Below are 15471 nucleotides of genomic sequence, written 5' to 3' on the forward strand. Positions count from 1 at the left end.
GTCATGAGTCGCGCTCCTCTAAAAGACGGGAACATTCAATAAGGTGCCTGCGGCTTGGGTACATCGGTCGGTCGCAAGCACCTTTCAAGGCACGCCGGGGCTGCTGGCGCGACGCTAAAAAGGCGCGGCAGTATACCCCGCCTCGATGGGGCGTACACGCGCCGGCAGTCATTCGTTGGTCGCATGGGTGGGCGAATATCGGACAGCGGGTTTGCACTTCAGCATTTACCCGCTCCCTCTCCCCCAAGCGGGCGAGGCGGATAGGGAGCTGATCTTCGTGCTGTTCAAACCTGAGTTCAGCCCGGGAAAGGGAGCCGATCTTATGTTGTTCAAACCTGAGTTCGGCTCGGTATTTCAGGTCGGCGTATTGCCAGCAAACAACTCGGTCAGTCCCCTCTCTCTCTGGGAGAGGGCTAGGGTGAGGGGCTTTTGGCGGTATACGCAGGCCACACTTTTGACGTCAAATTTCGAGCCCGAAAATCGGTGGTCATTTATCGACTACGCCTCTAAAGTGGCAGCCGGTCTGTAGAGTAGGACACTCAGTCAGCCTCCTATCGCACGGTGAGTCAACGATTGACCCATAACGCCATTCAACGTCTTTTACTAAAACGTTTTGCCCTCGCTGCAGCCACCTACGGATTGGCTTTGCTGCTGCTGTGGCTGGCGTTTTTTACCGGGCATTACGACCAGACCCTCAGTTCCGTGGCCATTGGCAGCGCCTTGGTGGTGAGCAGCCAGGCGACCCTGTTCGTGCTGTTCTGGACCGGACGTAACCAACGCTTCGCCGACCCCAGCCTGACCGAAGTGCAAGTCCTCCTCGGGCTTGGCTGGCAGACCTGGCTGATCGCCCATCTGGATGAAGCGCGCGGGGCGTTTCTGGTCTTCTATGTTTTGATTCTGCTGTTCGGCCTGTTCCACCTCACTCGGCGTGCATTCATTCGCTGTGCGCTGCTGGTGTTCTTCAGCTTTTGCGCGATCACCCTGTGGGACGGTTATCACTTTCTGTTGCCGGAGCCTGCGCTCGCGGCGTTGCAGGTGTGCATTCTGGCGATGGTGCTGGCATGGCTGGTGCTTTATGCGCGCTTCGTGCAGGTCTCGCGGCAACGCCAGCGCCAGCGTCGTTTTGCCTTGCAGGCGCATCAGGACACCCTGCGCGGAATGATGCGCCAACTCGAAGACCTGGTGGCCACCGACGAGTTGACCGGGCTGTTCAACCGTCGGCATTTCCTGCGTCTGGCTTCACGCGAACTGAATGCGATGGACAACGGTGTGGCTCATGGTCTGGCGCTGATCGACCTCGACCACTTCAAACGCATCAACGATCTGCACGGGCATGCCGCTGGCGACCAAGTGTTGCAGGCTTTCGCCGGTGTCGCCGGCGCCTGCCTGCGCGACGGCGATGTCCTGGCGCGCTATGGTGGTGAGGAATTCGTGGTGCTGCTGCCCGATTGCGATGCCGACCGATTGACCGCGTGTTGCGAGCGTCTGCGCATTGCCTTTACCGATGTCGAACTGGTGGGCCTGAATGTGCGCAACCTTAGCCTGTCCGCCGGCATGACCCTGCTGGAACTGGGCGATGACCTGGACGATGCCTTGCAGCGCGCCGATCAGGCGCTGTACCGGGCCAAGCGTGACGGTCGCAATCGCTGTGCGGCGGCGTGGGAGAACATCGATGCCTGAACTTCGTGTCGGTGATCGGCACTGGTCGGTGGTATCGGGCACCAATCTGCTCGATACGCTGAATCAGAACGGTGTCGCCGTCCCCTACAGTTGCCGCGCCGGCAGTTGTCATGCCTGTCTGGTGCAATGTGTGCAAGGTTCGCCCGCCGACAGTCGCCCGGATGCCTTGAGCGCGGAGCAGCGCCAGGACGGTTGGCGCCTGGCGTGCCAGTGTCAGGTCATCGAAGACCTGCAGCTGCATACCTTCGACCCGCTCACCGACGGTCGCCCGGCAACCGTCGAAGCGCTGGACTGGCTCAGCGACAACGTCCTGCGTTTGCGCCTGACCCCGCAGCGGCCATTGCGCTACAGCGCCGGGCAACATCTGGTGCTGTGGATCGATCACATCGCCCGGCCGTATTCGCTGGCGAGCCTGCCGGAAGAAGACCGCTTTCTCGAGTTCCACCTCGATTGCCGACTGCCCGGTGAATTCAGCGATGCCGCGCGGCGCTTGCAGATTGGCGATCCGATCCGCCTCGGCGAGCTGCGTGGCGGCGCACTGCATTACGATCCCGACTGGCACACGCGACCGCTGTGGCTGCTGGCCGCCGGCACCGGACTGGGCCCCTTGTTCGGCGTATTGCGCGAAGCCTTGCGGCAGGATCACCAAGGCGCGATCCGCGTCATTCACCTGGCTCATGACGAGCGCGAGCACTATCTGGCCAAACCCCTTGCCGCGCTGGCCGCGCAGCGCGAAAACCTCAGCGTCGAGCTGTGGACGACGGCAGAGTCAGCCGCCGCTTTGGCGCAACTGCGCCTTGTTTCCCGGCAAACCCTGGCCTTAGTCTGCGGCTCGACCGCCAGTGTCGATGCCTTCGCCCGACGTCTGTATCTGGCTGGATTACCGCGTAATCAACTGCTGGCCGACGTCTTTCTCAGCCGTGGTTGAGCGCTGAACTTGCGATGCGAGAGCCACCATGACTGACGCCATCCTGCTTGAACGCGAACGCGGTCTGCTGACCCTGCGCCTCAACCGCCCGGACAAGAAAAACGCCCTGACCCGTGCGATGTACAGCCTTCTCGCCGAAGCCCTGCAACAGGCCGACAGCGACCCCGCCATCAACGCCGTGCAGATCACCGGCAGCGCCGAGTGCTTCACCGCTGGCAACGATATCGCCGACTTCGTCCAGCAACCACCGAGCGACCTCGACAGCCCGGTGTTTCACTTCATGCTCAGTCTGCTTGAGTGCCGCAAACCGGTGGTTGCCGCTGTGGCGGGCGCTGCCGTGGGTATCGGCACCACGCTGTTGCTGCATTGCGATCTGGTCTACGTCAGCCGCGATGCGCGTTTGCGTATGCCGTTCGTCAATCTTGGTTTGTGCCCGGAATTTGGCTCCAGCTTGATCCTGCCGCGTTTGCTCGGGCAGGCCAAAGCGGCGGAGTTGTTGTTGCTCGGCGAAGGTTTTAGCGGTGAACAGGCCGCGCAGTGGGGGATTGCCACCGAGGCGTTGGGCAGTGGTGATGCGGCGTTGCGCAAGGCACGGGAAGTGGCTCTGCGTTTCGATGAGTTACCGGCCGAAGCGGTGCGCATCAGCAAGCAATTGATGAGGGCGCCGGATCGCGAGTTGATTCGTAAGGTGATCGAGGAGGAGGGCGCATTGTTCACTCAAAGACTGCGCTCGCCGGAAGCGTTGGCGGCGTTGACCGGGTTTATCAAACGGCATTGATAGGTTCGCTGACTGGATTGACGCCATCGCGAGCAGGCTCACTCCTACAGGAGAATGCATTTCAACTGTAGGAGTGAGCCTGCTCGCGATGGCGTCGGATCAGTCGACACATCTCCTGGATCAGAAAACAAAAAGCCCCGGCACTCACATGCCGGGGCTCTTGTTTTTCAGCGCGTCACTCAGACCTGCGGGTCGCCCACGTGCAGGATCTTCATGCCGTTGGTACCGCCGGTGGTGTGGTAGCTGTCGCCCTTTGTCAGGATGACCCAGTCGCCTTTTTCCACAACGCCACGCTTGACCAGCTCGTCGATCGCCTTCTGGCTGACTTCGTGCGGTTCCAGCGAAGCCGGATCGAACGGTACGGTGTACACGCCACGGAACATCGCTGCACGCGCCTGAGTTTCACGGTGCGGCGAGAACGCGTAGATCGGCACCGATGAACGGATGCGCGACATGATCAGCGGGGTGTAGCCACTTTCGGTCAGCGCGATGATCGCTTTAACGCCCGGGAAGTGGTTGGCGGTGTACATGGTCGCCAGTGCGATGCTTTCGTCGCAACGGGTGAATTCCTTGCCGATGCGGTGGCTGGAAGTCTTGCCGGTCGGGTGCTTTTCAGCGCCGACGCAGATGCGCGCCATCGCCTGCACAGCTTCCAGCGGGTACAGACCTGCAGCGGATTCGGCAGACAACATCACGGCGTCGGTGTAGTCGAGCACGGCGTTGGCCACGTCGGACACTTCAGCGCGGGTCGGCATCGGGTTCTGGATCATCGACTCCATCATCTGCGTCGCTACGATCACAGCCTTGTTGTGGCGGCGTGCGTGCAGAATGATTTTCTTCTGAATGCCCACCAGCTCGGCGTCGCCGATTTCCACACCCAAGTCACCGCGTGCAACCATCACCGCGTCGGACGCCTTGATCAGGCCGTCGAGGGTTTCGTCGTCGGCCACGGCTTCGGCGCGTTCGATCTTCGCTACCAGCCAGGCAGTACCGCCGGCTTCGTCGCGCAGTTGACGGGCGTATTCCATGTCGGCGGCGTCACGCGGGAAGGACACCGCGAGGTAGTCGACTTCCATTTCCGCGGCGAGCTTGATGTCGGCCTTGTCTTTTTCAGTCAGGGCCGGCGCAGTCAGGCCGCCACCGCGACGGTTGATACCTTTGTGATCGGACAGCGGGCCGCCGATGGTCACGGTGCAATGCAATGCGTCGTCAGTCTGGGTATCAACGCGCATGACCACGCGGCCGTCGTCGAGCAGCAGCTCGTCGCCCACGCCGCAGTCCTTGACCAGATCCGGGTAGTCGATGCCGACCACTTGCTGGTTGCCTTCGGTCAGAGGATGGCTGGTGGAGAAGGTGAACTGGTCACCGATCTTCAGCTCGATCTTCTTGTTGGCGAATTTGGCGATACGGATTTTCGGGCCTTGCAGGTCACCGAGCAGGGCGACGAAGCGGCCGTGCTTGGCGGCCAGGTCACGCACCAGCTTCGCGCGAGCCTTGTGCTCGTCGGGGGTGCCGTGGGAGAAGTTCAGACGGGCAACGTCCAGACCAGCCAGAATCAGCTGTTCGAGAACTTCCGGCGAGTTACTGGCCGGGCCAAGGGTAGCGACGATTTTGGTACGACGGACGGACATGCAAAGACTCCTGAGTTCAAGCGCTAGCGAAGGCTACTATGCTCTTGGGGTGTAGTCATTGTTCGAATGCACTACTTAATACTTTCTTTATTGAACGCGACAACTTTGGGACAAACGCGCCTGAAGATTTCCGACCCTGGGTCGATACATTGCTCAAGACAGGAGAACCCTCATGCGATTCGTACCCATTGCCGCCCTTGCCCTCAGCGTCCTCGCCGTCACGGGCTGCACCCGTTGGTCGATGAACCATCATTTGAACAACGCCTACAGCGCCTATGATCGCGGCAATTGCGAACAGGTCATGCTCGAGCTGTCCAAGGTCGAACGCGCCAGCCGCGCCCGCCCGTACGTGTGGCCGGAAGTGTCGATGATGCGCGGCCAGTGCCTGGAACGGCAAAAGATGTTTGTCGATGCGGCGCAGACCTATCAGTTCATCATGGCCTCTTACCCGAACAGCGAATACGCCTACCGCGCCCGGGCCCGTCTGGAAACCCTGGAAAGCCTGGGCCATTACCCGACCCGCAGTGCAGCCGCCGTGGTACGCCCGACGCGTTTCTGATGACAGATGTCATACAAACTCTGGCCGACTGTACAGGCTGAGCTATAGTCGAATGATCCGGTTTCAGCGCATTGGCGCTGATCCGGGGCAACACCTGCGACTGGCAAGTGGTCAAGTGACGGCGACGTAGCGACCGGCACACCGGAAGCGGGGAGAGCGAGGCTGCCCACAGGCTCGTTCCGAAGCACAGCGCGGCTCTGTGATGGAGCCTTGCATGGCGAACTGCGCATGTTTACCGACCGCCGGATCGAACGGCATCAATTGCCGTATTTCCTCAGAGTGTTCAACAGCGTCACCGACAAACCCATCGGTTTCATCGGCAACGTGTCCGAAGACGGACTGATGCTGATCAGTCAGTTGCCGATGATGATTGGTGTTGATTTCAAGCTGCGCCTGAAAATCCCCATGCGCGATGGCTGTCAACAGGTCATCGACCTTACGGCATGTTGCCTCTGGTGCCATGAGGACGCGACCCCGCAACACTACGACGCCGGTTTCAGCCTGCATCGACCGCCTGCCGAATATGCGCAACTGGTCAGGGCGTTGAAGCAGTATTTCAGCTTCCAGCCATTGCCGGCCTCGGCCTGACACAACACAGGCAAAGATCGCAACCTGCTCTCCGGTAGGAGCTGCCGCAGGCTGCGATCTCTTGATCTTTTCCGCTTACGACAATCGGCCACTTACTCTCCAATACCTGCTCCGCCAACATGCCTGTCTTGCTCAGATGCTGCGTGTTCACAATTAGCGCGCCGCAACGGTGATTTTTAGTAATTAGCGGCTGGCTTGTTAGACCGAACGGTTCTTTAAACCTGTCAGTTATGACAGTGGTTGCCCACGATCAGGCTACGTATCTTGAATCACAACTTGATTCCTACATTGCGCGGGGCATCGCTGACATGAAAGATTTCGTCGAAAATGGTGAAACAGGCAGGATCTGGCTGGATACCGAAGACGTCCAGATCAGCTCTGCACAGGTCACCGAAGAGCAGAACGGCTTGTTGCGAGAGCCGGGCGAGCGTAAGCAATCTTCGGCGCTGTTCTGGAGTGACGCGATCACCACCACACTTCATCAGACCCATCCGCGCGTCCCGTCGCTGAAAACCGAGCTGGAATGCCAGTACAAGTTCGAGGGTGGCCGGATATTTGTGCGGACGCTGCGCTACAAGATGACCACTCGCTATGGCAATTGGGACAGGGCCAACATAGATATTGCCCTTAACGCCGCCAGTTATGTACGCGTTAACTCTGATGACAATCTGATTCAAGACACCCGGTGGCACGACCATGAGAAATACCTCGACTCCACGCTTGCTGCCCCCGGTTTCAATATGTATCTGGTTATTCGCGTCAATTATGACGGGAAGAATAATGATGTCGGTGCAGGTGAGGGATGGGGAGTTCACATTCGCCCCGCACAGAAGCCACTCATACAAACACCGCAGGCTGGTTCAGTGCAAAGGATGCCCTTTGCCGTTTCCGGAAAAAACGGACTTCTGAACGGCAGGATCCATTTGTCATGTCTGCAAAATGGCAATGTGCACTCGCTCGGCTCCGTCGATGCCAGAGCCGACGGTGCCTGGGATACCTCCATCTCTCTGCCATCTGGCGTCACGTCCTTTTATGCCGAACAAGTCATCGTCAGTCAAAACTCCGGAAGGTCGGATCCCGTCTCCATCAAATGGTATGTGGCGCCACGCATCGACTCACCTGCCAAGAATGCGGTTGTTGCTGCCGGTAGCCCGTTTTCTTTGAGGGGGCAGGGTATTTCTGGCGAAACCATCGGGGTTTTTACGCCGGGTGGAGCTCACGAGCATGCGACGGCCGTCGTTGGTCCCAACGGTACATGGGAGGCTCTGTTCGACCAAGGCTATTACCCGCGCGGCGGTCTGGTCAGGATGACCGCCGGCCACAGGAACAGGAATGACTGGTCTGAGGAACAATCCTTCAAGTTGCTTGGCGCTCCGCCCCTCACTTCTCACACCGCCAATCAACAGGTGGAGCGGCAGATTACCGTAGGCGGCACGTTGGCCGATCCATTCAAAGCTGGGAGGGTCTCCGTCTACAGAGACAGTACCAACACATTACTCGGAGGCGGGGACGTGGCGGCCAGTGGGAGTTGGTCGGCACCCATCATATTGAATCCGGGGCCCGACACCGTGACGGCCAGTCATGTTTATTCGTCGGTGCCGTCGGTGCGTAGCGTGCCCGTCAGGCTGCTGGTCCGACCGCCTCAACCGACCCTCGAGTCCAAACTCGTCGGTGGCAGGGTCGAGTTGTCAGGTACCGGGTATAACGGAACCGGTGTACGCATGGACATACATTTCAGCGGAGACCCCACACCGTACCTCGATGCAGTTGTCTCAGGGGGCAACTGGTCGAAGGTAATTCCAGCAGATCTGCTGCCTGGCAATTACCGCTTCGGCGGCCGGCAAAGCGTCTCCGATGGTGGCAGCGGGCGGATCTACAGCTCAGACTGGATACTGCGTGAAATTACAGTCAACATTCCGACCCCGATACCCACATCAGTCACCGTCTCGGTCAGCGGGCAACGAGCTACTTTCAGGGGCCGGGGTAATCAATGGAGGACGAATGCAGTTGAAGTCTCCATCTTCAGCAACGGTGAAATCCTTGCGAATGTGCCCAAGGCCAATGTGCAGACCAGCCTGAACTGGGAAACCTCTGCCACCGCTGACCTTCCTCCAGGCAATTACGCCCAACTGACGGCCCGGCAACGGGTGAACAATCAGTGGTCTGCCAACAGCACCGTGTTCTCCATGACGGTGGCGTGTCCGCCCCCGTCGTTTTTCGAACCGGTTACGCCCTCCGGGCAGCGTCCACGAATCAGTGGTACGGCCTGGCCCGGTTCGCAAGTCATTTTGAGGATTCCGGGCAAACCCGATGTGCCACTGACAGCCAATAATAGTGGGAACTTCGAAAGGAACGCCGCTGAAGAGTGGGCGCCTGCCACGTACACACTCACCGCAACGGCAGCCTTTGGCGGGCGGACCTCGACGGTCGCCAGCCGGACGTTCACGGTGAAAACTCCGCAGCCGGGCATCACCACCGCCGCCAATGCCGAAGTCGATCTGGTCCCGATCATCGAGGGCACGGGGTATCCAGGCTGCTGGGTGGTGATTTATTCAAACACTACTCACCAGTCGATAGGCGCCGGCGCCGTAAACCAGGACAAGAAATGGCAGGTCACACTGGTAGACCAGGTGCCGGGGAATCTGTCTTTCTACGCTGTCCAGCAAGAAACTCGGGACAGCAACAACCATTCTGACCGGACGACTCCACGCACGGTCAAGGTACGGGTGCCAAAGCCGCGGATCACGGTGCCGGTGCAAAACGGTAGACCGGCGCGCGTGTCGCAGTTTTCCGGTGAGGGCCAGTTTCCCGGTTTCGTCGAGTTGTCGATCAAGGGGCAGAACACGCCGTTACTCAAGGATATCGAAGTGAAAGCCGACGGTACCTGGCAGGTGCAGGTGACGCTGCCGGCGGGCGGGCCCGTGACGCTGGAGGCGAGGCAGCGGCAGCGCGGCTACGCCAGTGATGCGCTTGAGCGTGTGGTGACTGTGGTGCCCGCCATACCTTCGGTCGACACACCGCGGGCAGGTGAGAATCTGGGGCGTGAGTTGCGAATTTCCGGATTCGGATTTGCAGGAGACACGATACTCATCTATCGGCGCGGGAGTGTGTCGAGTACGTTGACGCAGACCCCGGTATTGGCAGATGGAACGTGGTCGGCAACGGTTGCTCACAACTTGCTCGCTACGGACGGCATCAATGTGTTGGCCTCTGCCGGTCAAGGTCTGAATTCTGCCCTTTCGCCGGTCGTCACTTACACTTTGCTAGGCACTCGTCCGTCCCTCACCGAACCACTGTCCGGCGACTGGGTTGGCGTACGCCCACTTTTCAGCGGCCTGGCAACACCCGGGGCCACCATCACTGTGGCCTCATGGTCTAACGCCGCTGACGTGCTGGCCCCGGCGGCGATTGCGGATACCGATGGACGCTGGTCGGTTGTCGGTAACAAGGATCTACCTGAAGGCCCCATGCGTGTGGTGGTAAGTCAGAACTTTAACGGTGTCCGATCGGAAGGGTTCGAGAGTGCCCGCTTCATTGTGGAGCGCAAGACGGCCGGATTCGAGGCGCCCAGTGTGAATTACCCGCTCGCCGGCCAGTCGGTCGGGCGCTATCCGATGTTTTCAGGTTCCGGAGAACCGGGCGCTGAAGTCTTGATCGTCAAGGAAGGTTCGGTGGCAACTGAACTCGGCAGGACCCGGGTTGGTCGCGACGGGCGCTGGGCCCTGCACTCGCAGATCCAGTTGCCGGTTTCCGCTACGCCCTATGTCTACTCGGTACGCCAGTCGCGCGACGGTGCCGTTTCGGCCTGGTTGTTGCCGCATCGCAGTCTGGTGGTGACACAGGTTGAAGCGGGATTCGAGAGTCCGCTCATCGACGAGCCTTACGACGATGCCAATCAGATATTGGAGAGCCAACCGCTGCTCGCTGGCAGGGGAGTACCGGGCGCGGGCATCTATCTCAAATATGATGATGAAGAAACCCAGTTGGCAGCTACACAAGTGAATGCCGATGGCAAGTGGTCGGTTCGCACCCGAGTCCCTTTACCTCCACGGGATGCGCCATACCGAATCTCGGCCAGGCATGGCATGGATGGTCAGGTGTCGCAATGGTCATCCACGACCAGCTTCAAAGTCGATGACAGGCTGGCGCTATTCGTGGTCAGTAGCCCCCAGCGCGGGGCGGGAGTATCGCCGCGTGCGGTGTTTCGCGGTACGGCAATGCCAGGTGGCGAAGTGCGCCTGTATCAATGGGGATACCCCGCCAGGATATGGGGGCGGGGCATCGCTGATGCACAAGGACAATGGGTGATTGTGACTGAAGCCTTGCCGCTGGGGCGTTTCGTGATGGGGGGGCGCCTTTACAAGGGCACCGTTGTCTCCCCAGCGCTTCCCGAGTTCGAGTTGAACGTCATCGACGCCGGTTGATTGTTCGCAGTCTGTTCACAGGCCCTGACGAGGGGCCTGTGTTGCCGGCCTATTCATTCGCACTTTACGACCGACGGTCAAAAAAACTGTCAGATATGACAGTGGTGCGTTTCGCGCATCCAGCGCTAAATCGACGTAACGCCAGCCATCGGCCATCGCGCCGGGCGAGTCGTTGCAGGTGTTTTTTGCCAAGGGGAAATACAGCTATGCATGCATCTGACGATCGCCCGGTCGATATATTGGTCAGGGCTGTGCTGGGTGAGAAAGACCCGAGCGTGCCCCGTCCCCTTGATGACTACCTCGACCGGCATCCCAGCGTATTCGAACTGATCAAGCTGCGGCCGGCGCAATTGCACGACCTCGGCCTGACACGCAAAGAAACACGCACATTGCTGGCCCGTGGCAACGCTCTGGCGTTGTACATGGCCCGGCTGTTTCGCGAGCAAAGCCTGCGTCCGCAACCGGCGCTGCCTGTGGCAGATACTCTGGTGCCCTTGCCTTCCTACATGGATATGTTCCAGCCGGATGTCGATGGCGCCGCGCCGCCAGGCAGTCCCGAACACAGCGCTTCGACCACCGCCTACATGGTGGCGTTACGTGAATGGATACGCGACAACATCGAGCCATACGGTGACAAGGCGCAGACCATCAAGTTGCCCGAGCGGCGACCTGATGTGGATGAGTTGTTGATTGATGAAATGGCAATTGCCCGCGTGCAATCGCGTCTGGAAATTGCCAACTCGGTGCTGGAAGCACAGATTCTGGCCAGCCCGATCGGACCTTTTCCCGACGTCAAATCGTACCTGCGCACGATACGCTTTCATAACAGCCTGCCTTACGACCATGACTGGGCGAGCATTGCCCATGTCGTCGGTACCGCGCTTAAGGATGGCGCTCTGGGCGGCATCATTCGCCGGGTCGATGTCGATTATCCGTATTTCAAGAATGACGGCGCCCGGGGGGCGCGCGCCGATGTCGCGATGCAACTCGACAGCGACATCGGGCCACTGCATCTGTCGTTATTGCTGGAAGATCCGTACTTCCCGCTCAATGCGGAAATGGCCGCGGCGCCCCTGCGCAGAGTGGATCCGTTGACGCGGCGTGTCGATCCACATCCACTGCGTTCTGCGGAGGATTTTTATCCTGCCAACTTTGGCAGTCTGGCGAACTTCCTCGATAGCCTGCGCATACTATGGATCTTCAGGGATGCAACGCGTCTGGATCAGCATGAGGTCGATTGTCTGCTGGGGCGCGGCGTCTTCACGCCGAAATTGTCGGCCAACGCGCCCGCGCTGGGTGACCCGGATACGCCGCTGACGGGAGAGGTGGCCGGCGCCCGATATATCCATGGCGCAGAATCGCCGGCTATCGGACTGGTGCCTGCGGATATCGGTGGGAAATTTGAACTGGTACATGTGGGGGAGACCAAGTTCGAAAAGTTGGAACACCGTATGGACCGGATCAATCGCAAGTGTCGACTGGACCGCATGCTGGGACTGCCCGCACATCACGTCGATCAGTTGCTCAGCGCCGCGATGCGCGCCGAACATCGTGGCACTGGCGAGCCGTCTGTGTGGATCCGCCCCAATACCTTGCGCTGTCTTGGCCTGTACAAGGATCTCAATCGTGCTTACGGGTGCAAGGCCGAAGAGTTTGCGGCGCTGATCGACGTGCTGTCGGTCTACGGTCAGGACGGGCAACTGTCGCACTATGACCGCGTGTACAACCGTGCAGCGTTATATGAAGAGCCGCTGCGCATCGACAACGGCGAGTTTGCAATCGTGCCACTCACCTCGGCCGAACAACAAACGGTGCATCAGATCTGCAGCGCGCTGGAGATCAACTTCGAAACCTATCGTTATCTGGCCACGGTGATCGCCGAGGCATTTGGTCTGAAAACACATTTGAGCCGCAGCCTGGAGATTCTCTCGAGTTTCTGGCGCCTGGTGTTCCTCGGTCGAATGTTCGACCTGACGCCGATCGAGTCGACGGCGCTGCTGCAGACCTTGAGCGCGGGAGAAGGCCTGGCGGCGCAACTGGCGGGCAAACCGCAAGTATCCAGTTACGGCTCGACGGATGGTGCCGACGCCCTCAGTGCCATCCGCGGTTTGATGACCTGCACCCAATGGTGCCAAGAGCAGGATCTGTCGCCGCTGTGGCTGGTGCGGAACGTCAATCCGGTCTACGTACCGACGGTCTGGAGCGAATCCCAGGAACAGTTGCTGCGTCAGATGCGCAGCAAGGTACAGGCAGTGCGGCTGGAGCCGGCGACACTGCTCGAGGAAGGTGCGCCGCAGCGCGATGACAGGCAACAGCTCATCGACTGGCCAGCGGCGCTGGAAAACCTGGTGGACAGCGATGGCCTGGTGATCGGCCGTATTGGCGAAACCCAGGCCGAGTACCTGGAACGCGCCACTTTTCTGATCAAGGATGTCGTGCAGACGATCTATTCAAGACCCGATAATCAGCTGCTGCGTGAACCGTTGGAAACCCTTCTGCTCACGATTGTGCTGCGTATTCGCGACGAGCAACGGGTTGTGGTGGAGAGCGCTCTCTCGGTCTATTTGAAGCTCGACGCGTTACTGACCGTGCAAGTGCTGGCGTGGGCTCAAGGCCAGGCCTATGACTTCCTGAAAGAAGCCATGAGCCTGCCGAACCTGAAAAACTCGCGGGTACTGGAGCAGCCGGATTCATTTCTGCAAATGCTCGCCGAGCTTGAACGGCGCGGGCGGATTGCGGAAAAACTGCAACTGACGCCAACCCTGCTCGCGACGTTGCTTGCGGGTGAGCAGTATGAATGGTTCAGCCTGGAGAACCCGTACCAGATTTCGATCCGTGTGGTGTATTACCTGACGTTCTATCGGCGCCTGGTATCGCGGGCCCGACAGCCTGAAGAAAAAATCCTCGATTACCTTACCCAGGTCAATCAATTGCCCGCTGACATGAGTGAAGACGGCCTGCGCCTGGCGCGTGACGCGGCGGCCGACAAACTGGCCAGCTACCTGGGCTGCGGTATCCGTCACGTACTCGAGTGCGCCGGGCACATCAGTCATGAGAGCGAAGACAACGGCAATCCGGCCTGGCCGATCCTGCGCAATCTGGCGCAGCTGGATTTGCTTGACCGCACGTTCGACCTGGCTCGAAGCGGAATGGACATCACCGCCGCCCTCAGGCTGGGATCGTTGAACCCGCTGGATCCGGAGGCGCTGTACGCAGAGGCGGCGCAAAATGCCCTGGAAAGTCTGGCCCGGTTCAACACCACGGGTATGTCGCACGATTCGGCGGAAGTCGGCCAGAGTTTCACTTCTCGCTGTGTAGTGGACAATCCGCAACTGATTGCCAATCTGTCACAGGAGGTCGCGGAGTTCGAAATTACCCTGCTCGATCTCTACGGCGAACCACTCAAGGGGGTGGTTCTCGATGTGGCAACCGACCTGGGCGCGGTGCTCACGCCAGTTATCCGCACGGATGACATGGGGCGCGCCCGGGCGCAATTGCAGGCAGGGGCCCGGGTCGGCACCGCGCATCTGCATTACAGAGTGCTGATGTACAAACCGGTGCACGCCCCGTCGGTGACCATCGACTGTGATGAGGCGACGCTGAAGTTCAACTCCGAGTTGAGCGATTTGCCGCCACGTGATCCGGTTCCGGCCGGACGCCTGTGGGAGCAGCCGATATACGCGGTGCTGATCGACGATTACGGCAACCGCGGCGCTCATCGGCAAGTGGCATGGTCGACGACGCTTGGCGACATTCGTCCGAGCCAGACCTACACCGACAAGGATGGCCTGAGTCGGGTGTGGATCTCCAGCCTGAGCCCGGGGAATGCATCCATTACAGTCGGCAATGTCGAGGGCAATCACAGTTTCACCTTCAGTCGGCCGATCGTGTTTGCCGATAAGCCGCGGATTTTCAGCGCTCCGGTCATCTCTGGGGTGGCGTTGGTCAATCGTGCATTGCCGGTACGCTGCCGGGTGGTCGCGCTGGACGATGCACCTCTCGACGGTGAGAAGGTGATGTGGTGGACCAGCGCGGCGGCGGACAAGGTTGAGGTGCCGAGTGACGGGGACGGCTACTCGGTGTTTTCCGTGGCGCAACCGCCGGTGGGTGCATTAACGGTCTATGCGCAGTTGGGCAGCGACCCGGTGGTCGAAGTCAGCGTGTGGGTGGCCAGTGATGCACTGATCCACGACTTCTCGCAGGTGATTCGCTACCCGATCGCCAATGCTTCGCGCCCGACTTTGCTCTGGGTCGATGTGAAGGAGTCCGCAGCAGCGAACGCGCAGCCGGTGCCCAATTATCCGGTGCAGTGGAAGGTCAACAGCAACCCTGCGCAGGAACTGACGATTGTCACCGATGCTCAGGGGCGTTCGGTGTTCCCGTTCAATTCAGCAAGCGCAGGCGACTTCATTGTGACCGCCGACTTGACGCTGCATGCCGGGAAACAACAGGCATTCACGCTGAAGGTACTGCGAGCGTTTCAATGGAAGGTGGAGCTGGTCGTCATCGAGGCCGGTGGGGAAACCCGCACGCCGATCATCCCGGGAAGCGACGAACTCACCCTGTTCAGGGAAAGTCATTATCGCCTTGAGATTTCTCCGCTCGACACCTCGCAACTCAGGGGCAGCGAGGGGGCGATGGGCTGGAGTTCCGAGTACACCAGCCAGGCACTGGGCATGACCTTCACGCCACCGCTGGCGACGCGTTTCACCTTCGCAGACAGCCCTTATCAGGTGGATATCCGCACCGCCAACATCCGCAATGGCCGCTTTCAACTGAGTCTTTTCAGTGATCGCCTGAACGAGGCGCTGGTACTGGAAGGCACGCTGGGCAAACGCCCCGTCACCCGCCTAACCCGCAATCGCGTCGAGACAGGGAGATAA

The 15471-nt window shown here is 59.9% G+C and carries 8 protein-coding genes; 7 read left to right on the forward strand and 1 reads right to left on the reverse strand.

Going from position 1 to position 15471, the window contains the following annotated elements; all coding sequences use genetic code 11:
- Positions 1–573: 573 nt before the first annotated feature.
- Genes ACIPIZ_RS17295 through ACIPIZ_RS17305 form a run of 3 tightly spaced genes read left to right on the forward strand, consistent with a single transcriptional unit; the run spans position 574 to position 3386 of the window.
- A complete protein-coding gene (locus tag ACIPIZ_RS17295) occupies positions 574–1680 on the forward strand; it encodes a diguanylate cyclase (RefSeq protein ID WP_064391847.1) in 1107 nt (368 codons plus the stop codon).
- Positions 1673–2608, forward strand: coding sequence for an iron-sulfur-binding ferredoxin reductase (locus ACIPIZ_RS17300; protein ID WP_122662898.1), 936 nt, complete (start codon positions 1673–1675; stop codon positions 2606–2608). Before ACIPIZ_RS17295 ends, ACIPIZ_RS17300 begins: the two co-directional genes overlap by 8 nt.
- Positions 2609–2636: 28 nt before the next feature.
- Positions 2637–3386 (forward strand): enoyl-CoA hydratase-related protein, encoded by a 750-nt coding sequence (locus tag ACIPIZ_RS17305; protein WP_064391843.1) that lies wholly within the window; start codon positions 2637–2639, stop codon positions 3384–3386.
- A 179-nt stretch (positions 3387–3565) separates the two neighbouring features.
- Here the strand turns inward: ACIPIZ_RS17305 and pyk are convergent, their stop codons facing one another.
- Entirely contained in the window at positions 3566–5017 is a 1452-nt protein-coding gene (gene pyk / locus ACIPIZ_RS17310; RefSeq protein WP_034153448.1) for a pyruvate kinase, read from the reverse strand.
- 172 nt (positions 5018–5189) lie between these two features.
- Between pyk and ACIPIZ_RS17315 the strand changes: the two genes are divergently transcribed.
- The 4 genes from ACIPIZ_RS17315 to ACIPIZ_RS17330 all read left to right on the forward strand — a co-directional run bounded on the left by ACIPIZ_RS17315 (position 5190) and on the right by ACIPIZ_RS17330 (position 15471).
- A complete protein-coding gene (locus tag ACIPIZ_RS17315) occupies positions 5190–5576 on the forward strand; it encodes a tol-pal system YbgF family protein (RefSeq protein WP_064391841.1) in 387 nt (128 codons plus the stop codon).
- Positions 5577–5804: 228 nt separating this feature from the next.
- Positions 5805–6164 (forward strand): PilZ domain-containing protein, encoded by a 360-nt coding sequence (locus ACIPIZ_RS17320; RefSeq protein WP_401166272.1) that lies wholly within the window; start codon positions 5805–5807, stop codon positions 6162–6164.
- A gap of 308 nt (positions 6165–6472) precedes the next feature.
- Positions 6473–10588: a hypothetical protein gene (locus tag ACIPIZ_RS17325; RefSeq protein ID WP_401166275.1), complete on the forward strand. Its 4116-nt coding sequence runs from the start codon at positions 6473–6475 to the stop codon at positions 10586–10588.
- Positions 10589–10863: 275 nt separating this feature from the next.
- Positions 10864–15471: a Tc toxin subunit A gene (locus ACIPIZ_RS17330; RefSeq protein WP_241091060.1), complete on the forward strand. Its 4608-nt coding sequence runs from the start codon at positions 10864–10866 to the stop codon at positions 15469–15471.

This window comes from Pseudomonas sp. NPDC087690 (assembly GCF_044743175.1).
In the GTDB taxonomy this organism is placed as follows: domain Bacteria; phylum Pseudomonadota; class Gammaproteobacteria; order Pseudomonadales; family Pseudomonadaceae; genus Aquipseudomonas.

Coding starts and splice junctions, on each gene's coding strand:
- ACIPIZ_RS17325 (WP_401166275.1), top strand. CDS start 6,473: ATGAAAGATTTCGTCGAAAATGGTGAAACAGGCAGGATCTGGCTGGAT.
- ACIPIZ_RS17320 (WP_401166272.1), top strand. CDS start 5,805: ATGTTTACCGACCGCCGGATCGAACGGCATCAATTGCCGTATTTCCTC.
- ACIPIZ_RS17300 (WP_122662898.1), top strand. CDS start 1,673: ATGCCTGAACTTCGTGTCGGTGATCGGCACTGGTCGGTGGTATCGGGC.
- ACIPIZ_RS17315 (WP_064391841.1), top strand. CDS start 5,190: ATGCGATTCGTACCCATTGCCGCCCTTGCCCTCAGCGTCCTCGCCGTC.
- pyk (WP_034153448.1), bottom strand. CDS start 5,017: ATGTCCGTCCGTCGTACCAAAATCGTCGCTACCCTTGGCCCGGCCAGT.
- ACIPIZ_RS17305 (WP_064391843.1), top strand. CDS start 2,637: ATGACTGACGCCATCCTGCTTGAACGCGAACGCGGTCTGCTGACCCTG.